The 23,645-nt window shown below is 65.0% G+C and carries 25 protein-coding genes and 1 tRNA gene; 5 read left to right on the forward strand and 21 right to left on the reverse strand.

Annotation, left to right across the window (positions count from 1 at the left end; translation table 11 throughout):
- The coding region (locus tag VFA60_11345; protein ID HZQ92380.1) for a transposase at positions 1-183 on the reverse strand (183 nt) is incomplete at its 3' end.
- A 143-nt stretch (positions 184-326) separates the two neighbouring features.
- On the opposite strand from VFA60_11345, the gene VFA60_11350 reads away from it, so the two are divergent.
- The 3 genes from VFA60_11350 (at position 327) to VFA60_11360 (ending at position 2,492) form a co-directional block, all read left to right on the forward strand.
- On the forward strand, positions 327-458 hold the full coding sequence (locus tag VFA60_11350) for a hypothetical protein (protein ID HZQ92381.1): 132 nt from the start codon (positions 327-329) through the stop codon (positions 456-458).
- 47 nt (positions 459-505) lie between these two features.
- Complete coding sequence (locus tag VFA60_11355; GenBank protein HZQ92382.1) at positions 506-1,729, forward strand: phospholipase D-like domain-containing protein; 1,224 nt, start codon at positions 506-508, stop codon at positions 1,727-1,729.
- A 253-nt stretch (positions 1,730-1,982) separates the two neighbouring features.
- Positions 1,983-2,492 (forward strand): hypothetical protein, encoded by a 510-nt coding sequence (locus VFA60_11360; GenBank protein ID HZQ92383.1) that lies wholly within the window; start codon positions 1,983-1,985, stop codon positions 2,490-2,492.
- Positions 2,493-2,613: 121 nt separating this feature from the next.
- On the opposite strand, the gene VFA60_11365 is transcribed toward VFA60_11360, so the two are convergent.
- The 6 genes from VFA60_11365 to gvpJ form a co-directional block, all read right to left on the reverse strand.
- Positions 2,614-2,922, reverse strand: coding sequence for a hypothetical protein (locus VFA60_11365; GenBank protein HZQ92384.1), 309 nt, complete (start codon positions 2,920-2,922; stop codon positions 2,614-2,616).
- A 297-nt stretch (positions 2,923-3,219) separates the two neighbouring features.
- On the reverse strand, positions 3,220-3,444 hold the full coding sequence (locus tag VFA60_11370) for a hypothetical protein (protein ID HZQ92385.1): 225 nt from the start codon (positions 3,442-3,444) through the stop codon (positions 3,220-3,222).
- Positions 3,445-3,549: 105 nt separating this feature from the next.
- Positions 3,550-3,837 carry a hypothetical protein gene (locus VFA60_11375; GenBank protein HZQ92386.1) on the reverse strand — a complete coding sequence of 96 codons (288 nt, stop codon included), beginning with the start codon at positions 3,835-3,837 and terminating at the stop codon, positions 3,550-3,552.
- Between the two features lie 304 nt (positions 3,838-4,141).
- A tRNA-Glu gene (locus VFA60_11380) sits at positions 4,142-4,216 on the reverse strand.
- 59 nt (positions 4,217-4,275) lie between these two features.
- A complete protein-coding gene (locus VFA60_11385) occupies positions 4,276-4,878 on the reverse strand; it encodes a hypothetical protein (GenBank protein HZQ92387.1) in 603 nt (200 codons plus the stop codon).
- 59 nt (positions 4,879-4,937) lie between these two features.
- Positions 4,938-5,279: a gas vesicle protein GvpJ gene (gene gvpJ / locus VFA60_11390; protein ID HZQ92388.1), complete on the reverse strand. Its 342-nt coding sequence runs from the start codon at positions 5,277-5,279 to the stop codon at positions 4,938-4,940.
- Positions 5,280-5,494: 215 nt separating this feature from the next.
- On the opposite strand from gvpJ, the gene VFA60_11395 reads away from it, so the two are divergent.
- Positions 5,495-6,139 (forward strand): DUF4126 domain-containing protein, encoded by a 645-nt coding sequence (locus VFA60_11395; protein ID HZQ92389.1) that lies wholly within the window; start codon positions 5,495-5,497, stop codon positions 6,137-6,139.
- Here VFA60_11395 and VFA60_11400 read toward each other — a convergent pair.
- The 14 genes from VFA60_11400 to VFA60_11465 all read right to left on the reverse strand — a co-directional run bounded on the left by VFA60_11400 (position 6,105) and on the right by VFA60_11465 (position 22,523).
- Complete coding sequence (locus tag VFA60_11400; GenBank protein ID HZQ92390.1) at positions 6,105-7,289, reverse strand: PilZ domain-containing protein; 1,185 nt, start codon at positions 7,287-7,289, stop codon at positions 6,105-6,107. The genes VFA60_11395 and VFA60_11400 overlap by 35 nt on opposite strands.
- Before the next feature lie 203 nt (positions 7,290-7,492).
- A complete protein-coding gene (locus VFA60_11405; protein HZQ92391.1) occupies positions 7,493-9,673 on the reverse strand; it encodes a SpoIIE family protein phosphatase in 2,181 nt (726 codons plus the stop codon).
- A 177-nt stretch (positions 9,674-9,850) separates the two neighbouring features.
- A complete protein-coding gene (locus VFA60_11410; protein ID HZQ92392.1) occupies positions 9,851-11,170 on the reverse strand; it encodes an NAD(P)/FAD-dependent oxidoreductase in 1,320 nt (439 codons plus the stop codon).
- 65 nt (positions 11,171-11,235) lie between these two features.
- The gene (locus VFA60_11415; protein HZQ92393.1) at positions 11,236-11,592 is read right to left on the reverse strand and encodes a cupin domain-containing protein; all 357 of its coding nucleotides are present in this window, start codon (positions 11,590-11,592) and stop codon (positions 11,236-11,238) included.
- Positions 11,593-11,617: 25 nt separating this feature from the next.
- Positions 11,618-12,298, reverse strand: coding sequence for a bifunctional 4-hydroxy-2-oxoglutarate aldolase/2-dehydro-3-deoxy-phosphogluconate aldolase (locus tag VFA60_11420; protein ID HZQ92394.1), 681 nt, complete (start codon positions 12,296-12,298; stop codon positions 11,618-11,620).
- 27 nt (positions 12,299-12,325) lie between these two features.
- Positions 12,326-13,423: a sugar kinase gene (locus tag VFA60_11425; protein HZQ92395.1), complete on the reverse strand. Its 1,098-nt coding sequence runs from the start codon at positions 13,421-13,423 to the stop codon at positions 12,326-12,328.
- Between the two features lie 117 nt (positions 13,424-13,540).
- Positions 13,541-14,305, reverse strand: a complete 765-nt coding sequence (locus tag VFA60_11430) for an SDR family oxidoreductase (protein ID HZQ92396.1) — start codon at positions 14,303-14,305, stop codon at positions 13,541-13,543.
- A gap of 159 nt (positions 14,306-14,464) precedes the next feature.
- Positions 14,465-15,283 (reverse strand): 5-deoxy-glucuronate isomerase, encoded by an 819-nt coding sequence (locus VFA60_11435; GenBank protein ID HZQ92397.1) that lies wholly within the window; start codon positions 15,281-15,283, stop codon positions 14,465-14,467.
- 17 nt (positions 15,284-15,300) lie between these two features.
- Entirely contained in the window at positions 15,301-17,331 is a 2,031-nt protein-coding gene (locus VFA60_11440; GenBank protein HZQ92398.1) for a DUF4962 domain-containing protein, read from the reverse strand.
- 150 nt (positions 17,332-17,481) lie between these two features.
- Positions 17,482-18,240 (reverse strand): SDR family oxidoreductase, encoded by a 759-nt coding sequence (locus VFA60_11445; protein HZQ92399.1) that lies wholly within the window; start codon positions 18,238-18,240, stop codon positions 17,482-17,484.
- A complete protein-coding gene (locus VFA60_11450) occupies positions 18,237-19,589 on the reverse strand; it encodes an MFS transporter (protein HZQ92400.1) in 1,353 nt (450 codons plus the stop codon). Before VFA60_11450 ends, VFA60_11445 begins: the two co-directional genes overlap by 4 nt.
- 89 nt (positions 19,590-19,678) lie before the next feature.
- A complete protein-coding gene (locus VFA60_11455; GenBank protein HZQ92401.1) occupies positions 19,679-20,440 on the reverse strand; it encodes an IclR family transcriptional regulator in 762 nt (253 codons plus the stop codon).
- A 227-nt stretch (positions 20,441-20,667) separates the two neighbouring features.
- A complete protein-coding gene (locus tag VFA60_11460) occupies positions 20,668-21,438 on the reverse strand; it encodes an ABC transporter permease (protein HZQ92402.1) in 771 nt (256 codons plus the stop codon).
- On the reverse strand, positions 21,435-22,523 hold the full coding sequence (locus VFA60_11465) for an ATP-binding cassette domain-containing protein (protein ID HZQ92403.1): 1,089 nt from the start codon (positions 22,521-22,523) through the stop codon (positions 21,435-21,437). The genes VFA60_11460 and VFA60_11465 overlap by 4 nt, the downstream gene beginning before the upstream one ends.
- A gap of 28 nt (positions 22,524-22,551) precedes the next feature.
- Here VFA60_11465 and VFA60_11470 point away from each other — a divergent pair, with 28 nt between their 5' ends.
- Complete coding sequence (locus tag VFA60_11470; GenBank protein HZQ92404.1) at positions 22,552-23,613, forward strand: GntR family transcriptional regulator; 1,062 nt, start codon at positions 22,552-22,554, stop codon at positions 23,611-23,613.
- Positions 23,614-23,645: the final 32 nt, after the last annotated feature.

Below are 23,645 nucleotides of genomic sequence, written 5' to 3' on the forward strand. Positions count from 1 at the left end.
GTCGCGCAACTGCTTGGCCTCCTGCGCCTGCGTCGCGTCCATCCCGCCGTACTTCGCCTTCCAGGAGTACAGCGTGTGCTTGCTCACGCCCACCTCTCGCGCCACATCCTCCGCCCGCCGCCCTGCGTCCATCTGCTTCAGTGCTGCGATCATCTCCGCTTCCGTGTGCTTGCTCCGAGACATGCTCCTCCCCTCGCTCTCCGCTGCCTGCGAAGTGTGAAATCATACTCAGGAGTGTGTGGATCTAGGGGAGCAGGTCACTCGCGCTCGGATCGGGAGCCGACAATTACGTCGATTATTTCGAGACCTGCCGACGGAAGCGCAATGTGATCGACTACGCGCATTCCCACGTCGCCACCGAGACCGAGGCGAAAGAGATTGTGAAGCAGGCGGCTGCGTTCTATGAGCTGGTGGAGACCTGGATTGCGATGCATCACACTGCTTTCAAGAAGGTGTAGAAGCTCGGATCATGGCCTTGCGGCCTCGGCTTCAAAGGGTGTGACGAATGCGCACGCGAATGCTCGATAGCACTACTGAACTGGCGCAAGTCTTCCGTAAATGGTGCCTGCTGGCTGAAAACATCCGCGTTGTCACGGCGTGGGCGACGACCGACTGCTCCATATGTAATTGCCTGAGCGATGCGCGGGGCAAGATCGCGACTATGGTTGTAGGACTGGACTTCTACACAACATCGCCTGATTTCCTTCGTCAATTTCGCTCCGTGATTCGCATCGGCGATGCTCTGAACGGCGGCACTTTTCATCCGAAACTTTATGTGTTCCAAAACGGCGACAGATTCTGTTGCGTGATCGGCAGTTCGAATTTCACAAGCGGCGGCTTTGGCAACAACAGCGAGCTGAATGTCTGTATCGAGGGCGCGACCTCGGAACCGTTTTTCAAACAGATTTCTGCTTACATTGATGAGCAGGAAAAGAACTCGGAGCCTCTGACAAAACCCGAGATCACCGATTATCGGAAGCAGTTCGAAAAGCTGCGGACTGCGCGCACACGCCTTGCCAAGTTTCATCCCACCCAAGCGGCCAAAACGAAAGCCAAAGAAAGAATCCAGCGGGAAAGCGCGGGCGAAGAGCCACCCGAACAATTGAACAAGACGTGGCCTGAATTCGTGGGGCTTATTCTTGCTCCCAAGCGCCGCAAACGTATCGACGGAGGTAAAGGAGGAGAACCCGACTACCTGCAGACTGCGGAGCGCTGCCAAAAGCTGTTCGCGCAACACGGCACATTAGCAAAGATGCCGGCCAGCGACCGGCAATTTGTGGGCGGCACATCCCACGAAGGCGGCTGGTTTGGCAGCATGCGAGGAGCCGGTTATTTCAAGCAGAAGCTAAACCAGAATCCAGCCAGCCTGGATGCCGCGCTCGATCACATTCCCCGGACTGGCAAGATCAGTAAAGCGGTTTACGACAGATTTGCTGACGCTTACCAGTGGGAGCGCGCAGGCGTAGCGACAGCATCGCGCCTGCTAGCAATGAAACGGCCGGATCTGTTCATCTGCATTGATTCGAAAAACCGTTCCAGCGTCGCCGAAGCATTCGGCGTCTCGGCACTCTCGCTTCAGAGCTTCGATGGGTACTGGAGTCTCATGCAGAGAATTTGGCATTGTCCTTGGTGGCGCGCACCACGACCGCAGCACGCCCTTGAGCGCCGCATTTGGGATGCTCGCGTCGCTCTGCTCGATTCGGTCTACTACGTGGAGAACGTCACGTAACTTAGTTTTCGATCAATTCGGCAGGAACTGACGATCGCCGAGTTTTCCGCATATCCTTTTGCCCTTCACGGCGTGCGTCGGTTATACAAGCCTCAGCTGCCTATTTGGGGGCAGCACCAGGTCGGATCACGAGCGTCGCAGCTGTCCACTGCGGTTGCCTCGCTTGCCGACAGGTAGCCCAGTGCGATTCGGGCTCTAAATAGACTTCGCCGCCGGGCAACCGGCCAGTGGCGTATGCGGGCTGCGGCTGTACATGCCCTTCACGCAGCGGGGTGACACTCGCCGTGTCTTTACACGGCAGCAAAAGAAAAATCGTGCCAATGACGACCGGCAGATCGCCGGCCGTTTTCATTTCCGGCTCCATCTCATGCCCACGCAGACTCGCTCGAAGCGAAAGCTCCCGCCGATTGGCGCTGTTCCGGTGCAACTAAGCAGCTCCAGGATGAGTGCCTCGAAATGTCGCCAGCTCCTCGGACCCAGTTGTCAGCTGACCGATGCTGAAATCGAACTACTGCGCGACCAGCTGTATGGTTTTGCCCACGTAGTCATCGAGGCCTGGCACGAGTGGGGCAAGGCTGACGCTAAGAAATCCGCTGCCGCTCGCCGCGCGGAGATTAACGAGGCCGTCACCGAGAGGGCAGCGATCATGGAGTTCGACGGCCGAGTGGGCCGCCGCGAAGCCGAACGGCGAGCGCGTTCGGACATCGGCAGATTCGGCAATTCGGGAAAGGACGCCTCGCTGCCCGGCGCCTTTGGCGATTGAGCGGCTGCTTTTCTAAGCCTCGCCCCACACTGTGGGACCTCCAAAGTCTGCTTACTCCCCTTAAGTCAAGTCCTGAACGTAACCCGCTGGATTCTTCGCTTTTGACGTCGCCAATACGACGCTAACGTGTGTTCCGAACGAGCCATTCCCCTGGGAGATTGAAATGGGGCAAGCCGTCGCCTATTGCCGGGTTTCGACTGAGGAACAGACGCAGAACCTCAGCTTGGCCTCGCAGCGGAAGATCTGCCTCGAATGGTGCCAGCGGAACGACTACGAGGTCGCTGCGGTCTTCGTCGAAGAAGGCGAGTCGGCCAAGACGGCTGATCGCACGCAACTCAAAGAGCTGCTGAAGCTCTGTCGCGAGCGTAAGGACGTTGAGGTCGTCGTTGTTGCGCGGCTGGATCGCTGGGCGCGCAACAGCCTCGATCACGCGAACCTCAGGAGCGTTCTTGGCGCCATCGGCGTGACCCTTCGCTCCGCGACTGAGGCGATTGACGACACCTATACCGGCAAGTTCATGGAGACGGTGCTGTCGGCAGTCGCGGAATTGGACAACAGCATCAGGGCCGACCGCAGCATTAAGGGCATGAAGGGGCGGCTGGAACAGGGGCAGTGGACGTTTCCGCCGCCAATCGGCTACCTCGCCGCAATAGACGGGAAGGGCGAGAAAACCATCATGCCCGATCCAGAGCGGGCGCCGCTCGTTGAGAAGGCGTTTGGCTGGTTCTCAGCGGGTATCTACACGAAGGAGCAGGTCAGACGGAAGCTCGATCAGCTCGGTCTCAAGACCAAGCGCGGCCATAAGCTCTCGGCGCAGTCCTTCAACGCCCTTCTGCGCAAGCCGGTCTACGCCGGCTGGATCGTCGTGCCGAAGTGGGATATCAACGTTCAGGGACGGTTTACGTCGATTGTTGATCGCGATACGTTTGATCGCGTCCAGGCACTGCTCCAAGGCCGCGCTCCTGCACTCTCGCCGCGCAAGCGCAATCATCCCGACTTCCCGCTGCGGCATTTCGTTCGATGCGGCGACTGCGGCAAGCCAATGACTGCCAGTTGGTCAACCAGCCATACCAAGCGCAAGTATGCGTTCTACCGATGTCAGCACCGCGGCTGCATTACGCCTCGCCGGAACGTCAGCAAGGCCGAGATGGAATCCGAGTTCTGCGAGTTTCTCCATCTGATCCTGCCAAAGCCGGAACATATGCGCCTTTTCCGAGCGGTCTTTTTGGACGTCTGCAAGGGCAGGCAGACTGACGCGGCGACCCTGCAAGACGCGGCCGAAAAGAAAGTCCTCGACCTGAGAGAGCGGAAGCGGAAGCTCGACGAAGCGTTCGTCTATCGCCATGCCATCGACGAGCGCACCTACCAGGAGATGAAAGCTGCCTTGCTGGAGCAGCTCAACCTAGCCGAGATGGAGCAGCGGGATGCCCGGAAGGAAGAATTGGATTTCGAGGCGATCCTCAATTTCGCCGAGTTCGTTCTGCGTGATGCTGGGAACTTCTGGAGCCACTGCTCGCTGGAGCAGAAGCAGCGGTTCCAGCAGGTCCTTTTCCCCGCAGGCGTGTATTTTGCAAATGGCGCTTATCGAACCCCGATAACTACTTGGAGCTTTAGCGAGATAGCGGCAGCCGAGGACGAAAAGGAAGGTTTGGTAGCGCTACCGGGAATCGAACCCGGGTTTGAAGATTGAGAATCTTCCGTCCTAACCCCTAGACGATAGCGCCACCGATTGCGGGCTCGTTGATTATAACAAAGCAGCAGTTTCGGTGTCGGCGGCTTCGGTTCACGCCGCCTGCGCCTGCAACTTTGGCGCCGACGGGTCCCGTTGGATCTCGAGCCACGACTCAATCTGATCCAAAAGATGCGTCGTCTGGTCGAAAGCCAGCTGCGCGGTGACCACTTCTTTACGCCGGCGCTGCTTGACGATTTCCTGCGCCAGCTCGGCCAGGTTGCCGTGCAGCACCTCCTGTGCGCGCGAGATGAACTGTTCCGATTTGAGCCGGCGGTCGGCAGCTAGCAGCAAGCTTTGGACCAGAAGCGCGGACCCGCTGGCGCTGTCCTCGTCTCCGGCGCGTGCGCTTGCGCCGTAGTGGATCTCGGAGACGCCGACTGTGTCGGTCACGTCGAACGAAGCGGCCTGCCGCGAGTCCGCGAGCTGATCCAAGGCGGCTGTTGACAGGGTGAGAAGCTCCCATGGCCAGGCGGTTCCGCCGCGCCACAGCGTGACGGCCATGCACATTCTTGGCTCGCCTTCCGCCGCCATCACCCACAGCGCCACAAAACCGGGCTGTCCAATTAATTCCTGCAAGATCACGTTCCTGATGTGCGACCGGAGTTCGTGTCCCACTTCTGGCTTGGCAACAAACTGAACGATGTGCGCTTTCACAAATCCCTTTCGAACACACAACGACTCGTCACTTGGCCCGGTGGGATCAGCTGGCGGACTCAGTGCTGCGGCGGTTTGCCAGGAGCTGCAAGGCCGTTGCGCGCAAGACCGATGACGGGAGAATTGCGGGACGGAGCGGAAGCCTGGCCAGTGGCGCGAAGCGGACCGGTATGCTTCAGGTACGTTTCCAACGATGCCACCACCACTCGGGCCTCAACGGTAAGCAGGTCTACACCTGCCACGTAGAGCCTGAGCCAGGCATCGATCACGATGCCCTTCTCCAGCACGCGGTCGAGTACGTCAACCAGAGTCGCTTCGCTCGCGGCGCGCCGCCGAGCGCCGGAGGAAATGTGCCCGGCATTCGCACGCGACAAGGCCCGACCGCCCGTGGGTTCTTTCATGGAGTGCCGAAGTGGCGGATCAACCCTGGGGCTTTCCGCGTGGCGCGACGAGAAAGCGACGTCGGGAGCGTGAGATGCCGGACGCCCCCGGCGGGTTTGCTGACTCATTCCCGCTCTGAAGACTCGGCTTTCCGTGACCTCACATCCCGCCGAGTCTTAGGAGGGCTGGTCCTGGCGGCGGACGCCGGGGCATCATAAAGGGCGCCGGGAGCAGGATGCTGGACCTTCTCAAGCACGACACGCTGCTGGCCATTGCCGTCGCGGCGGCATTCTCGGCCGGACTCAACGTGTACGCCACCGTGACGACGCTCGGGCTGCTGGCGCAGGCCGGCGTCGTGCAGCTTCCACCATCGCTCCACCTGGTGGAGAGCTGGCCAATCATCGCGGTGAGCCTGGCTCTGTTCGTGGCTGAATTCTTCGCCGACAAGGTTCCGGGCTTCGACCTGCTGTGGAATGCGCTGCAGACGTTCGTCCGCGTCCCGGTCGCGGCGCTGCTTGCCTATGGCGCGACCAGCAACTTCTCGCCGGGGGCGCAGATCGCGGTGGCGGTAATGGGCGCCGGCATCGCCCTGGTGGCGCACGGAGGCAAGACCGCCGTCCGCGCCACCGTGACGCCTTCCCCCGAGCCGCTTTCCAACACCGCGCTCAGCCTGGGCGAAGACGTGGTGGCGGTCGGGCTGACGTGGTTCGCCACGGCGCATCCGTGGATTGCAGCGTCGGCGACCATCGCGCTGATCGTGGCGACGATCATCGTCATTCGGAAGGTACTTCGCGCGATGCGGCGGGTGTTCGACGGCGCGCGGCGGCAGTGGCACGCGCTGGTCGCTACCAGATCTTCTCCGCCGTCTCCAACGCGCTGAAGTCGGTGCGGTGCCGCTCCAGGTCCCTGGCGGGACGGAAGCTCACCTGCGACGACGCCGGCGGCGGCGCGAAGCCGTCGGGCATTTCCATGCGCGCGCCCATGCGCGTCATGCCGCGCCAGAGCACACTCACCGGTGTGAGCAGCGCCGCGGCCAATGCGCTGTGGCGCGATGCCAGCGCCAGCGCGATGCGCCCGGCGAGGCGCGCTCCCGGCGTGACCCCGCGCAGGAACAAATACTGATACAGGCTCCAGAACAGGCACGGGATGGCCAGCGCCGTTGCCTGGGCCATGAAGGGACGCGGCAGGCCGGCGGTCAGCGTGAGGACGATGACTTCGAAGATGGCGGTCGCAGCCAGCACAATCAATCCATCGAACAGCGCGGCGGTGAGCCGTTGCGGCGGCGGCACGATCTTCAGCGTGCCCATGGAATCGGGATCGAAGGCCTGGCCTTGCGCGATGGCGGCGCCGGCCTCGACCGCGTCGCTCATCACCCACTGCCGCAGGCGCTCCCGCGAGACGTCGCTCATTTCGACGAAACGCACGCCCACGCGGCCGCTGGGGTCGGCCCAGGCGATGTCGCCGGTGGCTTCCACCAGCTCGTCGGTGCCGGGAATTTCGAACCGCAGTTGCAGCGTGCGCTGCACCTCGAGCGGCTCCAGCGCCTGCAGGCCCATGCCGCCTTCGCCGAGCTGCATCATCATGGCCTTCTCGGCGACGCCGTCAATCGTCACCATGGCCAGCGAACTCACGTTTTTTCGCGGAAACCTTCGCGCCATGCGGTGCAGTAGTCCGGAAACGGCGCGCAGCGTGCGCCGCGTCACTTCCGGCGCGAGCGGCTTGCTCAGCACGAAGCTGGCGCCCTCATGGAACGCCTTCTGCAGCAACGAGAGGTTGCCGACCACGCTGACCACCACGAGCTTGGAATTCAGCGTGACCTCGCGCATGTGGCGCAGCAGGTCGCTCAGGTAGTCGCCCGATTCGGCGTCGCAGTCGAGCACGGCGGCGTCGAACTTGTGGCGCGCCAATTCCAGCACGGCCGACGCGGGCTCGGGACAGATTTCCGCCGTGAAGCCGGCTTCGGCCAGCGCCGCAGCCAGCGCATCGCGGACTTCCGGATCACGCGAGAAAACCAGCGCACTCCAACCCATGCAGCCGATGGTAGGCGCGTCGGCGACACCGGTGGGAGTGACTGAGTGAGTACCAGTTGCCGGTTGCCAGTTGCCCCTTGTCAGAAATCGGCGCTTAGCACCTGGCAGTTAGCACTTGGCCCCTCAGATCGGACCTGGACGGCCAATGCCAAGTACCAATTGCTAACTTCCCTTTCTGGCAACTGCCAACCGGCAACTGGCAACTACCTCGCCCGCGCCAGCACCAGGGTGACATCGTCGGGCTGCTCCTGGCCGCCGATCCAGTCGCGCACAGCGGTGGTGACCTGTTCGGAGATGCGGTCCAGCGGCAGGTCGCGAATCTCCTGCACCAGCTCGATCAGCCGCTGCTCGCCGAACTCGCCGAATTCGTTCTCCGGCTCGGTGATGCCGTCGCTGAAGGCGAGGAAGATGTCGCCCGGCCGCAGCCGCACTAAGGCCTGCTCGAAACGCACGGTGCTGAACAGTCCGATGACGGTTCCGCCCACGTCGAGGCGGCGCACGGCGCCATCCGCGCTGAGGATGATGGGCGGCAGATGTCCGGCGTTGGAGTAGCGCAGGGTGCGCGCCGCGCCGTCGTACACGCCGAGAAAGAGCGTGGCGTACTTCTCCATCGGCGTGCTGTGGTAGAGCTGGCGGTTGAGCAGCGCCAGCCATTCCGCCGGCGAAATACTTTCGCGATCGCCGCCGCCGAGACTCCCTCCGCCGGGCGATGAGTACGAGTCGTCTTGGCCCACCGCCACAGTGGCATAGGCGGGAAGCTCCTGTCCGACAGCGAGCGGCGTGCGGTCCAGCGCGTAGGCGCGCACCGCCGAGTGCAGCGTGGCCATGAGCAGCGCCGCCGAGATTCCCTTGCCGCTGATGTCGCCCACGGCGATGGCCAGCTCATCGCGCGTAAGCGGCACAAAGTCGTAGTAGTCGCCGCTCACGGTGCGCGCCGGCAGGCACAAGCCGTGCACTGCCAGGGTTTCCAGGTCGCGCACCTGCTTGGGGAAGAGCTGCTCCTGCACTTCCTGCGCAATCGCCAGCTCGTTCTGGATGCGCTGCTTTTCCTTCTGCTCCAGCAGCAGCCGCTCGAGCGACTCGGCCATGGAGTTGAACGAGGTCTCCAGCGCGGCGAGCTGGTCGCGCGTCTTCACCTCGATGCGATGGCGCAATTCGCCGCGATTCACGTGCTGCGTGCCCTCATACAGCGCGGCAACCGATCGCGTGATGCTGCGGGTGAGCCGCACGCCCACGAACAGCGCCAGCAGTTCGATGATGAACAGAAACGCAGCCAGGATCACCAGCCCCTGCGCGATGATGCCCGCGAACGGACCGAGCGTCTGGAAAAGGCGCGCGTAGAGCATCGAGATGCGCGTCTGCACCGAAAGCAGCGGGACTTCGCCGACTTCTTTTTCGGACCGCTCGCCGCGGCGTTCGCCGGTCTCCCAGTTGATCACCGAAACCGGCGTGACGAACGAGACCACCGGGTCAAACTGCCAGCGCTCTTCCGGCAGCGTTCCGCCGCCGACGCGGTGAATGTCGCGCGGCGCCGGGTTCTGCACGCGCGCGTCGTAAGTGACCGCGGCGCCAGGCTTGGTGGCGGTGAACAGCCGCGGATCGCTGAAAATGGTGACCGCGCCGAGGTTCGCGGCCACGCGATCGAGCAGCGGCTTCTCCACCGGCAGCGACGAGATCACGACCAGCGGCGTTTTGCCGTTGGCGAGCTTGATGGCCGCGCGCAGCAGCAGGCCGTCCGGCGTCCAGACGACGCCGCGCATCCTGTCCTTGAGCCACGCCGGAAAGTCCACCGGTGGGCGCGCTGCCCCATCGGCAGTGACCACGTAAGGCTTGCCGTCAACCCAGAAGGTGACGTCGCGCTGCTCCTCCAGCTTGGCGTCGCGCAGCGCCTGCGCAATGCGTCCGGCGGGCTGTCCGCTGCGCAGTTCGCCGGCAATGTGCTCGGCCAGCACGGTGTTCGCTGCCTCCAGGCGGTTGGCTTCCGCCTGCATGTCGGCGGTCGCAAGAAACGTCGCGAACTGCGCCGACGCAAGATACCCGGCAATGCCCGCCATTGACGTGATGAGCAGCACCGGAATCACGCCGATGAAGACGTAGGTAACGATGAGCCGGTTGCGCAGCCGCCACAGCATGTGGTCGCGCGCCCAGCGCATGAGCAGAATGGCGCCGAGGACAACGAGAATAATCGTGAACAACACGACCCAGCTGCTCAGCGCCATCAGCGACGGCCAGTTCAGGTCCGCCAGCAGCGCCAGCCGGTGCACCACGAAGAAGGTGAGGTCCACCACCAGCAGGTACACGGTGAACCGCGCGAGGCGGCTCTGCGGCGCCAGGCCTGCTTCCGACAGCTTGCGGCGCACGTATCGGTAGGTGGAGAGGACCATCCGGGATTCCCAAGTGGAGACGTCCGATTATACGGGCAAGGTCATGGCGCGCCCGTTCGGCCCATAACAGTCAATACGCGCCCGGCAGCGGCAAGGTTCTGCACGCAATCTCGATGGCACGCGAGACGCTCCCACTCAAGCCAGAAGAAGCTTGCCGGGGCGCCCGCAGGCCCCGGCTCAACCCGCGCGATGCGCCAGCACCTCTCGTGCGGCGCGGTATCCGCTGGCCAGTGCGCCGTGAACGGTGGCGGTATGTCCGTTGACGTCGGTGGCCTCGCCGGCGAAGTGCAGGGTGTCGTCCACCGGTCGCGCGAGTTCGTCGGGCGCCTTCGCCCCGTCCGCGCAGGAGTAGCTGTAGGCGCCCAGCGAGAGCGGGTCGGCAGCCCAATCGTGCGTGTGCGTGCTGCGCACGTGCGCCTGCACCGCGCGTTCGTCCACGCCGAAAATCTTTCCCAGGGAGGCGACGGCTGCCGCGGCCACTTCCTCGGCCGGCCTGCCGGCGAACGCGTCTGCCGCGGGGCCGGCCGTCCAGCCGGTCAGCAGCGGCGCAGAAAGCGGCGCATAGCTCCACCACGTCCGGAACAGCTTCTGGCCGGAAAACAGGAAGCGCAGGCTTCGCAAAGTTTCGCCCGCCGGCGATCGCAACGACGCCCAGAACGGCTCGTCGAAGACGATGCTGACCCGCACGGCGTCTCCCATCGCCAGCAGGTCCAGCGAGCGCTGTTTGCGTGTCAGCGGCGGCGAAAATTCGATGGCGCGCGCCTGCAGCACGCCAAGCGGCACCGTGATGACGGCGTGCATGCCCTCGAACTCGCGCTCGGCGGGCGGGGCGTTGGTGACGATGCGCGCGCGTCCGCGCTGCCACTCCACGCCGGTCACGCGGCAATCGAAAACAAACCGGACGCCGGCGGCCTCGCACTGCCGGTGGAGGAAATCCATCAATGCGCTGTAGCCCCGGCGCAGGCGAAAGGTGCGGTGGCCATCAATCTTCTCGTCGGCGCGCGATTGTTCCACCAGCGACTGCACGCTGATGCGCGCCGGATCAGCCGCGTTGAAGCCGGAGACAAAGGCCAGCGCCCACTCCACCGCCTGCCCCCACCGGGGCCCGCTGAAACGCTCGCGCACGAAGTCGAGGAAGCTGCGGTCGGGAGACTGGTGCTTCTCCATCTCCCCGAAAATCTCCTCCACTTCCGCGAAGAAGTCCGCGCGATGCAGGCCTTCGGGGCCGGCAAACCAGTCATCGCCGGCGCTCTCGTACAGCTCGAGCCGCGCCGCCCGCGCCAGTTCGGTGATCTCGGCCGGACGTCCGTGAACGAACTCGGCGCCAAGTTCGATGGGAAAGTCAGAGTCGGGAGTGTGCAGCGTGAGGATCCGCCCGCCCACCCGGCTGCGGGCTTCGAGCACGATCACGCGGCGGCCCTCGCGCGCCAGCCGGTAGGCGGCGGCGAGTCCCGCCGCGCCGGCGCCGATCACGATCACGTCCGCTACTTCGCTCACCAGGTCCGGCGCACAGGCCGGCTACCACAGAGATGCAGGGCCGTTGAAGAGGGATTCTGCAGCGGCTAACGATACTCCTCGCGCGAGGGCGTGAACACGTCGAGGACCACGGAGCGCTCCACCGCGGCGGCCTCGTGCTCCATGCCGCCGGGGACCACGAAGCTGTCGCCGGCGCGGCACTCGAAGCTCTTGTCGCCGGCGCTGACTTTGATGTGGCCGGAAATCACATACACGAGCTGCTCGTGCGGATGCGAATGGCGCGCGCCCTTCCATCCTTTTTCCATCACGTGCTCGGCCAGCATGAGCTTGTCGTTGAATGCCAGGATGCGGCGGCGCAGGCCAGGCTCGGGCGTGGAAGCCGACGCCTTTTTCTCGGGGACGACTACCACGCCAGGTGAGGCTGAGGGCTTCGATGAGGTCATGACTTCTCCGTGATGAATCGAGCTTCTACGCGCGCGACGCCGCCAGCGGCGCCTTCTCGCCCGCGCGAAACTTCTGCGCGACCTCGGCGAGCCGGCGCGCACCTTCCACGATCTTGCCGCGATCGCCCGCGCGCAAGGCTTTCAGGTCCACCAGGTCGCCGCCCAGTCCGAGGGCGAACGCTCCCGCCGCGAAATATTCGGCGGCGTTGTTGATGTTCACTCCGCCGGTGGGGACGAAGTTAATTTCCGGAAACGGCGCCTTCAGCGCCTTCATGTATGCCGGCCCCCCGAGGTTGCTGATGGGAAACAGCTTCATCGTGCTGGCGCCGAGCGCGGCGGCGCGCATCACTTCGCTGGGCGTGAGCACGCCGGGGAGCGAGACCACGCCGGCTTCGGTGGCCAGCTTCACGACCGCGTCGTCGAGCCCGGGGCTGACGAGAAATTGCGCGCCGGCATCGAGGCAGGCACGCGCCGCGGCGGCATTCTTCACGCTGCCGGCCCCGACCAGCGCATCGTTGCGGTGCCGCCTGGCCAGTTCGCGAATCACGTCGAGCGCGCCGGGGACGGTCATGGTGATCTCGAGCACGGCGAGGCCGCCTTCGCGGATGGCGGACGCTGCATCAAGCGCTTCTTCAGGGGAAGCGGCACGCACTACGGGAACGATCCCAATCTCGTAAATCCGTTGCCGCACCTGGTCATGGGTCATGGTTGGCTGTTGGTCTCCTGTTCGCATTCAGCGCGCAATACGCGCGCTCACGCCCGACATCACCGCCAGCACCTCGCTCAATGTCGCCATGGTCGTGTCGCCCGGCGTGGTCATGGCCAGTGCGCCGTGCGCCGCGCCGCACTCCACCGCCCACGACGCCGGCTTGCCTTCGAGAAACCCGTAGATCAGGCCCGAGGCAAAAGAATCGCCGCCGCCGACGCGGTCGTAAATCTCCAGGTTCTCGCGGCGCGTGGCCTCGTAAAACTGCCCGTCGTACCAGCAGACCGCGCCCCAGTCGTTGACCGTGGCGGTCTTCGCGTTGCGCAGCGTGGTCGCGACAACTTTGAGGTTTGGGAATTCCTGCGTCACCTGCGCGATCATCTTCTTGAAGTTCGCCGGGTCGAGTTCCGACAGGTTTTTGTCGAGGCCCGGCACCTGAAAGCCCAGCGCGGCGCTGAAGTCTTCTTCGTTGCCCAGCATCACGTCTATATAAGGAGCGAGCTGGCGATTCACCGCCTGCGCCTGCTTCTGCCCGCCGGCACTTTTCCATAACGAGGCGCGATAGTTCAGGTCGTAAGAAATGATGACGCCGTGCTTCTTTGCCGCCTGCATCGCCTCGGCGGCGACCTTGGGCGAGTGCTCGCTCAGCGCGCAGTAGATGCCGCCGGTGTGGAACCAGCGCGCGCCCTCCTTGGCGAAGATCTGCTCCCAATCCACTTCACCGGGCTTGAGCTGCGAGATGGCAGTATGTCCGCGATCGGAGACGCTGAGCGCAGCCCGCACGCCGAACCCGCGCTCCACGAAATTCAGGCCGTTGCGGACGCTGCGCCCAACGCCGTCGAAACTGGTCCAGCGCAGATGGCGCAGGTCGACGCCGCCCTGGAGCATGCAATCTTCCACCAGGCGGCCCACGGCGTTATCCGCAAGCGCGGTGACCACGGCGGCGCGCATGCCGAAGCAGCGGCGCAGCCCGCGCGCCACGTTGTACTCGCCGCCGCCTTCGGAAACCTTGAAGTGGCGCGTCGTGGCCACGCGGCCGTCGCCGGGATCGAACCGCAGCATCACTTCACCGAGCGCGACAATGTCCCACTGCTTGTCGCGACCGTGGATCTTCAGTTCGGCCATTCGCCCGCCTTTGTACTCGCTGTGATCGTCCGTTCCGCACTTAGCAGTTGGCACTTCAGCGCCGCCGTTGACGGCCAAATGCTGATTGCTAATTGCTGAGTGCCAATGGCCGCTTTCCTACCTGCCCATCCACCCGCCGTCCACCACCAACACGTGCCCGTGCACGTAATCGCTCGCCGCCGACGCCAGAAAAACCGCGGCGCCGGCCACGTCTTCCGGCTCGCCCCAGCGCTGCGCTGGAATGCGCTCCATGATCTGCCGGCTGCGCACCGGGTCTTCGCGCAGCGCCGTGGTGTTCGTCGTCTTCATGTACCCCGGCGCGATGGCGTTCACGTTGATGCCCCGCGAAGCCCACTCGTTCGCCAGCGCCATGGTGATCTGCGCCACGCCCGCCTTCGACGCCGAATATGCCGGCACGAACACGCCGCCCTGGAACGACAGCAGCGACGCGATGTTCACGATCTTTCCCGGCCGCTTCAGCTCCAGCAGCCGCCGGCCCACCAGCTGGCTCAGCCGGAAAACGCTGGTCAGGTTCACCCGCAGTACCAGCTCCCAGTCGGCGTCGGAATATTCCGACGCCGGCGCTCGCTTGATGACGCCGGCGTTGTTCACCAGCACATCGATGGTGCCGATCGCCCGTTCGGCGGCGAGGAACAGCTCGTGCGCGCCGCCTTCGCGCGCCAGGTCGCACTGCACCGCGGTCGCGCGCCCGCCGGCGTTCACGATGCGCCCCGCCGTATCCGACGCAGGCCGCGAATTGCCGTGGCACGCCACGCTCGCGCCGGCCTCAGCGAGCGCGAGCGCAATCGCCGCGCCCAGTCCCGCCGACGCGCCCGTCACCAGCGCCGTTTTCCCGTCCAGCCGAAAACGATCGAGGATCATGTCTGTAGGCGCCCCACCCTTCCGCCCTCCTTTGGCGGAGGGTGAAATAAATCAGCAATTCGCAGCTAGCATTGGCCGCTCAAATCAGACCTGGACGGCTGAATGCCAGGTGCCAATTGCCAATTGCCGGTCTGGCAACTGATAACTGACAACCGGCAACTACTTCCTCGCCTGGTCGAGTCCCGAGCCGCCCGCGCCGAAGCCCGGCTGCACGTTGACCACGCCGAACTGCCGGTCTTCCACCTCGCGGTGCGCCGCCATCGCCCACAGGAATCCAATGCGATGTCCCGGCGCCGCCACGTTCGGGTGGTAGCCGCGCGGCATGAGCACCGCGTCGCCGTCGCGCACAATCGTGACCAGTTCCGGCTCGTGCGTGTTCGTGTACACCAGCTGTAATCCAAACGCCGGAGGAGGCATGTGCGTATACACGTACAGCTCCTCGGCCAGCACGGCGTGCTCGTGCGGCGGCCAGCTCGTCCAGTTGCCGGGCTCGGAGAGCGTGAGGCCCGCCATGATGCGCCCCGCCTTCACGTTCTTCCCGAACATGATGTTCAGCTCGCGGCGCGTGGCGTCCGACCCGGTAACGAAGTGCAGTGTCTTGTCCTGCTTGAGGTCGGCATAGCGGACGACCTGGAGCGGATAGTCGTTGTCCACTTCGGCGGCGAATTCGGCGATGTCGCAACCGGCGGCGCTCGAGATGCTGACCTGCGAATTGCGCGGAATGTAGATCGCGTCATAGGTGCCGAGCGAAATCTTCTCTTCGTTGACGCGCAATTCGGCCGAGCCGCCCACAACGATGAGTCCGGTTTCGCGCTTCCCTGTCTCGAAGCTCACCCCGTTGCCGCCGCGATCCAGGATGGTGCGCGCATAGTAAAGGTGCTGCATGCTGCTGTTGTGCGGTGTGACAACGACCTTGCGTCCCTTGTGCGCGTTGGTCGCGCGAAAGACGTTGCCTTCCTTCGTCACCGGTTCGGCCATAACTTGGGTTTGCGTGCTCACTGCGATTGTCCTCCTGCGAACCTGCTGCTCTCGGTTGTGTTCCGGATGGTGAAGTCGTAAACGAACTGAACGTCCTTTGCGGGCGTGGCGTTGGAGATGCGCACGCGCTCGCCGCGCGCCTCGCGCTGCCCGCTGGCCACCGACCCGGGACGCCCGGGCGCAATCATCCAGTTGGGTTCCACTTGCGCGGAAATTTTCTCCGGCGAGAGGACGCGCACGTCGAGCCGCGCGCCGCTGCCCGAACCAAGCTCGATCTCGCTTCCGCGAGCGTTGGCTTTGTCATCGGAGTGCAGCACCGAGGTGAACGTGCGCGCCTGCGCGGTTTCCAGCGTGTCCCACATCACGAAGCCGCGCGCGGTCAGCATCAGGCTGCGTTCGAAGCGGCGCACGCCGAGCGACGTGGCGTAAGCGGCGGTGGCGTCGCCGCGAACAAAGAAGCGATCGGGTCCGAAATCAACTTCAGCCATGCGGATCCTGTCGAGCTGCGAGTATGGGAAGTCCTGCCAGGCGCTGTGCCCTTCGCCTTCGTTGGCCTGGCCTTTGCCGTCCACCAGCACGGTGTTGTGCTGCTCGGTCATGGGAACGCCGGCGTAACCGGAGTCGCCGGTCAGATATTTGCCATCGGCGAAAACGATGAAGTGGTTGGCGTCGGGATGCGCGTGCCCGGCTTCGAGGCGCCAGTCGGGAAACTGCTGAACCAGCGCGGCGGTGTGATGTCCCTCGGGCGGACCGCACTTGAACGCAATCGCTGTCGCGCGCGGGGACCAGTCGCTCCGCCAATAGGCGACCTCATGGTCCTTGAAGTAGTGCCACGGCTCGAGCTTTTCGATCGGCGTGGCGGGAAGCGACGCGTCGTACCAGGCGAGCGACCAGAAGTCTTCGGCGTTCACCTGCCCCATACCGGCCAGCCACGCCGCCACGCCCTGCGCGCCTTCGTCGCGGAAACGCGCCGCCAGGCGGTACAGGATGTTGTAGTTGGTGTTGAAGTGGCCGCCGGGATGCGTGCGCTTGCGGTCTTCGTCTTTGCCGGTGCGCGAGAGCGGGCCGAAGAAGACGTCGCCGAAGTCGAACGCGTCGTTGCCGCCGGGAAGCATGGAGTGCGCCGCGTACAAATGCGCCAACGCCAGGCCGGGCGCGCGCGCGTACAGGTCTTCGCCGGTCGCGTGCGCGTGCGCGTCCAGATAATGCACGATCCACGGCGTGGAAAAAATCCAGTACTCCATGCCCTCGTAGTAGTAGCCGTCGGGCGAGTACGTGGCGAGCACGCGGTCGTAGATGGCGGCGGAGAGGCGCGCCCAATGGTCAGCCTCTGGCGCTTCGCCCTCTAGCGCGTAGGCCGCGACGGCGAGCCCGGCCATCGGGATGAAGACGTGGTTCTGACTGTAGGAGTACGTGCGGCCCGGCTTGGGCTTGTAGTACTCGTAGAGTTGCTGCCCCTGGCGGACGAGCTTGGCGCGATAGCGCTCCCGCTCGGCCGGCGTCAGCTCGTTGTAGAGCAGGTCATATGACCAGCCGAGCGCATAAAGAAGATGCCCGGCGGCGAGATCAACGTTGGGCTTGTTGTAGCTGTATCCCCAAACGTCGTAGCTCGTGGCTGCGTCCATGTACTTGCGGGCGGCGGCGAGATACTTCGGATCGCGCTCGATCGCGTAGGCAAACGCCGCGCCCGCCATGGAAATGCCGGCCGTGTTCTGCGCGCGGCGCTCTTCGGCAGGCGGAGGCGGCGGCGTTTCGGTGAGCGCCGGCAGGTTCCGCAGCGCGCGCTGCCACAACTCGCGATGCGATCCGCGCGCCCGCCCGCGAAGCTGCTCAAGTTCCGCAGCGGTGACGTACACCCGTGGATGCACGCCGCGCAGCTCGGGCTTGAGTTGCCAGGTGACCGACTGCATCAGCGCCGCCAGCGGATGCGGCTGAGTGCTCTTCGCGGGCTCGTCCTTCGGTCCGAGATTTTCGCGGGCATCCTGGGAGGCGGTGCTGATGCAGCAGACGATGAGCACGAGGAGGGTTCGCGCCGGCGCACTTAGCATTTGGCAGTCAGCCCTTGGCCCCTGAACAGTGCGGTCGAACACAAAATGCCAAATGCGCCTTCTCTCGTCAGCACGACCCTTCACGGCCAAATGCCAATTGCTAACTGCTAAGTGCCGTGCCGGCCGGGATGTCGCTCGCATCGTCATCGCTTACGAAAAATACATCCCGCCATTGATGTCCACCGCCGCGCCGTTCACGAAGGGCGACGCGCCCGAGGCGAGAAACACGACCAGCGCAGCAACTTCCTCGGCCGTGCCTTCGCGGCCAAGCGGCGTCATGCCGGCCACGCGCTGGCGCACTTCCGGCTTGGTGAAGGTGTCGTGAAAGCTGGTGTTGATCAGCCCCGGCGCGACGGCATTCACGCGAATCTTGCGCGGGCCGAGTTCCTTCGCCAGCCCGCGTGTAAACGTGAGCACGCCGCCCTTGGTGGTGGAATACGCAACCGCGCCCGTGCCGCCGCCGTCGCGTCCGGCCTGCGACGCCAAATTCACGATAGCGCCGCCCTCGGCCATGTGCGGCAGCGCCGCCTGCGTCGCCAGGAAGAGCGTGCGCAGGTTCAGCGCCATGACTTCGTCCCAGAACGCGGCGTCCATCTCTTCCATCTTCTTGCGCGCCACGATCCCGCCCGCGTTGTTCACCAGGATGTGGATTTGGTCGCCCAGCGCCGCGCGCGTTTCCTTCACCAGCTTCGCGGCACCCTCGGGCCGGCGCAGGTCGGCGGCGACGGCAACCGCATTCCCGCCGCCCGCCTTGATCTCGTTCACGACTTCCGCGGCCCGATCCGCGCTTGCCGCGTAGTTGACCGCGACAGCGGCGCCGCTGCGCGCAAGTTCCAGCGAGATGGCGCGGCCGATGTCGCGCGCGCCGCCGGTCACGATGGCAACCTTGCCTTTCAGCCCGAGGTTCACGCCGTCGCCTCCGCCGCGCCAAGGTCGAGCATTTCGATCTTCGGCGTCAGCCAGAACAGCACCGCGGCGCCGATGGGCGCCAGCAGGCCGGCGGTGATCAGCACCGGGCGGTACGAGAAGTGGTCCACCACCCAACCCGTGGCCAGAATGAACAGCATGCTGCCAATACCCGCGCCCGAACCGCCGAGTCCCGCGACGCTGCCCACTGCCGACGCGGGAAACAAATCGCTCGGCATCGCCTGCAGGTTGTTGATCCACGCCTGGAAGCCGAACAGCACCACCGCAATCCACACGAGCGCGACCATGGCGCTCTCGGCGCGCTCTGCGAGAATTCCCGCGGGCATCATCGCCGCGGAAATCAGCATGACGGTCTTGCGCGCGCGGTCCACGCTCCAGCCGCGCCGCATCAGCACGCCCGAGGCGAATCCGCCCGCGAGGCTCCCCGCGTCGGCCGCCAGGTACGGCGCCCACGCGAACAGCCCGATCTGCGCCAGGCTGAAGCCGCGGACTTTGTTCAAGTATTCCGGCAGCCAGAAGATGTAGAGCCACCACACCGGATCCACCAGCAGCCGCGCCGCAACAATTCCCCAGACCTGGCGATACCCAAACAGGTCCCGCCAGCGCGGGCGCGTCCGCGATGTCGAAGCTGACGCCGCGCTTCCCTCTTCGATCAGTGCGCGTTCCTTCTCACCAAGCCACCGATGCTCCTCCGGCCGCCGATACACCGCCAGCCACAGCGCGACCCACAGAAATCCGAGCGAGCCGGTGATGAGGAACACGGCCTGCCAACCGAAACGATATTGCAGCCACACAATGAGCGGCGGCGCGACCACCGATCCGAGCGCGGCGCCGCTGTTGAAGATGGCCAGTCCAAACGCGCGCTCGCGCGCCGGGAACCACTCGGCGACCACCTTCGCCGCACCCGGCCAGTTGCCGGCTTCGCCGAATCCGAGCAGCGCGCGAAACAAGCTCAGCGATCCCAGCCCGCGCGCCGCCGCGTGCAGCATCGCCGCGACCGACCAGACCAGCACCGAGCAGGTGAACCCGCGCCGCACGCCCACCCGGTCGTAGAACTTGCCGGAGACGCTGTGGCTCACCGTGTACGCCAGCAGGAACCATGTCCCCAGCGTCGCGTATTGCAAGTTGGAAAGCTGCCAGGTGGCGCGCAGCACCGGCGACAAGACCGAGATCGTCAGCCGGTCGAGAAAATTGATGAGCGTGGCCAGGAAAACCAGCCCGATGATCCACCAGCGCAGGCCGGCAACGCGAAAATCTGCCTTGGTCGCGATCCTCTCCGGCGCTGTTGCCTGCACCTGCAAAACACCCATCCCCCGCTCCAGATCAAACAAGTGGAGAGTGTTCTAACTGTTCACTGTCCACTACTCACGGCCGGCGGTCTCGGTCTGTTCTGCCGGATGCGCCGCGCCCGGTACCTCGGCTAACGCGCCGCCCGCCGCTTCGCCATCCGGAATCCCAGCTCCGACGAGAGCGCTTCCGCCGCCGCCGTCACCGAGCGCGCCAGCAGCGGCACCTTTTCGTTGCTCACGCGGAACGACGGCCCTGAGACGCTGATGGCCGCCAGCGGCTCGTGCGTGTAGCCCCACACCACCGCGCCCACGCAGCGCACGCCCTCTTCGTTTTCTTCGTTGTCCACCGCGTAGCCCTGCCGCCGGACTTTCGTCAGCTCGTTGCGCAGCTCCGCCAGCGTGGTGAGGGTATGGCGCGTGAGCGGCCGCATGCCGATCCTCTGCACCGCGCGTTCCACCTCGGCGGCGGGCAGCGACGCCATGATCGCCTTGCCTACCGCGGTGCAGTACGCCGGCGTCCGCCGGCCGATGCTCGACGCCAGGCGCACACTGCGCTCCGGCTCGACCTTGTCGACGTACACAACCTCGCCGTCGTCGTAAACGCACAGGTGCGCCGTCTCGCCGGTTTCCATGACCACGCGCTCCAGGTACGGACGCGCGCGCTCGCGAATATCGAGCTGCGAAACGGCGCGCGTGCCCAGCTCGAACAGCTTCAGCCCGAGCCGGTAGCGCCCCTCGCCGTTCTTCTCGATCAGACGATGGCGCTCCAGCACCATCAGCAACCGGTGCGCCGTGCTCTTGTGCAGCCCGAGCGCGCGCGACACTTCCAGCAGCGACATCCCGGGACCCTTTTCCGTTAGGATTCCCAGCACGCCGAGGGCGCGGTCAAGCACCTGGATCTGATAAGGAGAACGGGGTGTGGTTTTACTATGCGGCACGGCGTGCCATTATATGAATCCGGGCGCCGCAGTTCAAGACGCGTTGCGCCAGCCACGCGCCAGTTCCGCAGACGGCCGAAAGAAACAGCCCGGCAGTCAGCCCGGCGGGTTTCGCCGGCTGAAGGGAAGGCCGTACGCCCACCGAGCCGGAGCGGCGAAGGAGACGCGCGGCAGAATAGAAACTAGCTGATCGCCCGGGCCGCGAAGCGGTTCAACCCTGCCATCACCAGCAGCGTGTCCACCACCACCAGCGCGCCCAGGACGACGGCGATCGGCATGTGGGGAAACTGCGGCGCCAGCGTTCCGCGCAGGCCTTCGTTGGCATAAACGAGCGGATTCAGCAGCACCACTTTTTGCAGGATGGGAAAACTGTTCAGCGCGCTCCACGGGTAGTAGGCGCAGCCGAAGAAGATCATCGGAGCGAGCACCAGGCTGAACATCAGTCCGATGTGCGTCTGCCCCATGCTCACGCCGAGCGTGAGGCCGCCCGCGGCGGAGAACAGCGCCACCAGCAGCACCACCGCCGCAAACAGCCACGGACGCTCGAAGCTGATGCCCACGTTGCGTCCCAGCAGCAGCCACGCCGCCGGCACCACGATCGCGCCTGAGATCAGCGCCTGCACCATGCCGGCCAGGATTTTTTCCGCCACCAGCCACTCCATGCGCATGGGCGCCAGCAGCCGGTCTTCGATCTCGCGCGTGAACTGGAACTCGGCCAGCAGCGGCATGGCCACCGCCTGCACGCCGCTGAACGTCATGGCCACGCCCATGATGCCGGGCAGCAGGATGGCCTTGTAGCTGGAAACCATCATGCCGCTGCGCACCATCACTTGTCCGAAGACGAAGACGAACATCAGCGGCTGGAGCATGGTCTGCACCAGCACCACCGCCAGATTGCGCCGCGCCACGTGCGCGTCACGCGCCAGCATTGCCCGGAACGTTTTCCAGTTCAATCGCGCAGGCTCCTTCCCGTGTGGTGCAGGAACAGGTTTTCAAGGCTCGGCTCGGAGATGTGCACATCGGTGAGCTCCACCTGCAACTCGCCCAGCGCCGCCACCAGCTCGGGCACCAGCGACCCGCCACGATCGGCATAGACGTCGGCGCCGCCAATGTTCGACTGCACCTCGCGCACGCCCGCCAGCTGCTTCAGCCGCTGTTCGAGCGTGGCCGCGGTTCCGCTGAAGCGCAGGCGCACCACGTAGCCGCCGGGGATCGAGGTTTTCAGCTCGGCCGGCGTGCCCAGCGCGATCAGCTTTCCGTGGTCGATGATGGCGATACGCTGGCAGAGCGCGTCGGCCTCTTCCATGTTGTGCGTGGTCAGCAGCACCGTCTTCCCCGCCTGGTTGTACTCGCGGATGATGCCCCACAGCAGCAAGCGCGTCTGCGGATCGAGGCCCGTGGAGGGCTCGTCGAGGAACAGCACCGCCGGATCGTGCATCATGGCGCGCGCGATGGAGAGCCGCTGCATCATGCCGCCGGAAAAATTGCGTGCCGAATCGTCGGCCCGATCAGCCAGTTGGAAGCGCTCCAGCAGGTCGTTGGCGCGGCGCGCCCGCTCCTTCGGCCCAAGGCCGAAGTACGCCGCGTGGAAATGCAGGATTTCGCGGGCGGTGAGCGCAAAGTCGAGGTTCGGGCGCTGCTGCACCACGCCGATCAGCCGCCGCGCCTCCACCGGCTGGCGCCACACGTCGTAGTCGCCAATGAACGCGCGCCCGCCCGTCGGACGCACGCGCGTGGTCAGGATGCCGACGGTCGTGCTCTTCCCGGCGCCGTTCGGTCCCAGCAGCCCGAAGATTTCACCGGGTTCGACCTGGAGCGAGATGCCGTCGAGCGCCACCACGCCCGCCGACTTCTTCTTGTCTTTGTCTTTCTTGTCGGCGCTCTGCGCGCGTCCCAGCGGCATGATGCTCATGCCGGCGGGCGTGGCTGCCGGCCCTGCCGATGCGTAGACCTTGCGCAAGTCTTCGGTGCGCACACCGATGCGCGCGCGACTCTGAAATTCGCTGCGGGCTGCGTCTGGCAGTACCGCCGTTTGCATCACTCCTCCCGGGACAATGTGCTCCAACATGGCAGCCGGGGTCGCGCCCGTCAAGCCGCCATCGGTGAACGGACATATATACTGGCCGCCACAGCTTGAGCGCCTTTCGCGTGTTGCAAAGAATCACTTCGTGCGCGCCGCTTCAACAGTACGCTTCAGCATCAACCCGCAGAGCCAGCTCTCTCCCGCTGAGCAGATCCGCGAGCAACTGCTCTATCACATCCATCTCGGCATTCTGCGCCCGGGCAGCCGCCTGCCCACGGTGCGCGACGTCGCCACGCAAACCGGCCTCAACCTGAAGACCGCCTTCCGGGCTTACCGAAAGCTCGCAAAGGAGGGCGTGGTCGACATCAAGCCCACGCGCGGCGTCTTCGTGAAGTACTCCACCGCCGCCGCCGAGCGCTCCTACCGCCGCGACCTGGAGCGCTTCGCCCGCCGCGTGCTGCGCGAAGGCGAGCAGTACAGCCTCTCGCCGCGGCGCGTGGCTCAATCGCTGCTGCACGCCGCCGGCATCCGCGCTCCCGCTGTTCGCTGCGCCGTACTGGAGTGCAACCGCGAGCAGGCCGGACTGTTCAGCGAAGAAATCCACCGCAAGCTCGGCATCGAGGCCTTTCCGGTACTCACCACCGAACCGGCAAAAAAGTTACGCAGCCTGCTGCGCGACGCCGACCTGCTGGTGACCACCGATTTCCACTGGGCCGAAGCGACCGCCTGGGGCACGCGGCTGCGGCGCGAGCCGTTTCGCATCGGCTTGAACCCCGAGTTCCACCGCATATTGCTGCGCCACGCCCGCCGCCACGTCTTCCCCATGGTATTGAGCGACATTTCCTTCGAGCCGCAATTCCGCCAGGCGGTGGGCGGCACGGCCCCGGAGGCGGTGGTGAACAACCTGGTGTTCGTCCACTACCGCGACCACGCGCGGCTGGCACAGTTGCTCGCCGAAGCGCCCCGCGCCTACGTTTCCCCGCTTATCATGGATGAAGTTGCCCGGCACGCGCCCGCCAGCGTGCAATTGGTGACGCTGCGCGACATGATCGCGCCCGAATCGCTCGCCCTGCTGCGTCACAAGCTGCTGCTCAACTCGCGCTAGCGCGCTGCGCCCTGTATTCTGGAGAAAAGCGG

Source organism: Terriglobales bacterium, from assembly GCA_035651995.1.
GTDB lineage: Bacteria > Acidobacteriota > Terriglobia > Terriglobales > Acidobacteriaceae > DASRER01.

Coding starts and splice junctions, on each gene's coding strand:
- VFA60_11355 (HZQ92382.1), top strand. CDS start 506: ATGCGCACGCGAATGCTCGATAGCACTACTGAACTGGCGCAAGTCTTC.
- VFA60_11360 (HZQ92383.1), top strand. CDS start 1,983: ATGCCCTTCACGCAGCGGGGTGACACTCGCCGTGTCTTTACACGGCAG.
- VFA60_11375 (HZQ92386.1), bottom strand. CDS start 3,837: ATGGCGATAGACGAACGCTTCGTCGAGCTTCCGCTTCCGCTCTCTCAG.
- gvpJ (HZQ92388.1), bottom strand. CDS start 5,279: ATGAAAGAACCCACGGGCGGTCGGGCCTTGTCGCGTGCGAATGCCGGG.
- VFA60_11395 (HZQ92389.1), top strand. CDS start 5,495: ATGCTGGACCTTCTCAAGCACGACACGCTGCTGGCCATTGCCGTCGCG.
- VFA60_11400 (HZQ92390.1), bottom strand. CDS start 7,289: ATGGGTTGGAGTGCGCTGGTTTTCTCGCGTGATCCGGAAGTCCGCGAT.
- VFA60_11405 (HZQ92391.1), bottom strand. CDS start 9,673: ATGGTCCTCTCCACCTACCGATACGTGCGCCGCAAGCTGTCGGAAGCA.
- VFA60_11415 (HZQ92393.1), bottom strand. CDS start 11,592: ATGACCTCATCGAAGCCCTCAGCCTCACCTGGCGTGGTAGTCGTCCCC.
- VFA60_11420 (HZQ92394.1), bottom strand. CDS start 12,298: ATGACCCATGACCAGGTGCGGCAACGGATTTACGAGATTGGGATCGTT.
- VFA60_11425 (HZQ92395.1), bottom strand. CDS start 13,423: ATGGCCGAACTGAAGATCCACGGTCGCGACAAGCAGTGGGACATTGTC.
- VFA60_11430 (HZQ92396.1), bottom strand. CDS start 14,305: ATGATCCTCGATCGTTTTCGGCTGGACGGGAAAACGGCGCTGGTGACG.
- VFA60_11435 (HZQ92397.1), bottom strand. CDS start 15,283: ATGGCCGAACCGGTGACGAAGGAAGGCAACGTCTTTCGCGCGACCAAC.
- VFA60_11440 (HZQ92398.1), bottom strand. CDS start 17,331: ATGCTAAGTGCGCCGGCGCGAACCCTCCTCGTGCTCATCGTCTGCTGC.
- VFA60_11465 (HZQ92403.1), bottom strand. CDS start 22,523: ATGCAAACGGCGGTACTGCCAGACGCAGCCCGCAGCGAATTTCAGAGT.
- VFA60_11470 (HZQ92404.1), top strand. CDS start 22,552: ATGGCAGCCGGGGTCGCGCCCGTCAAGCCGCCATCGGTGAACGGACAT.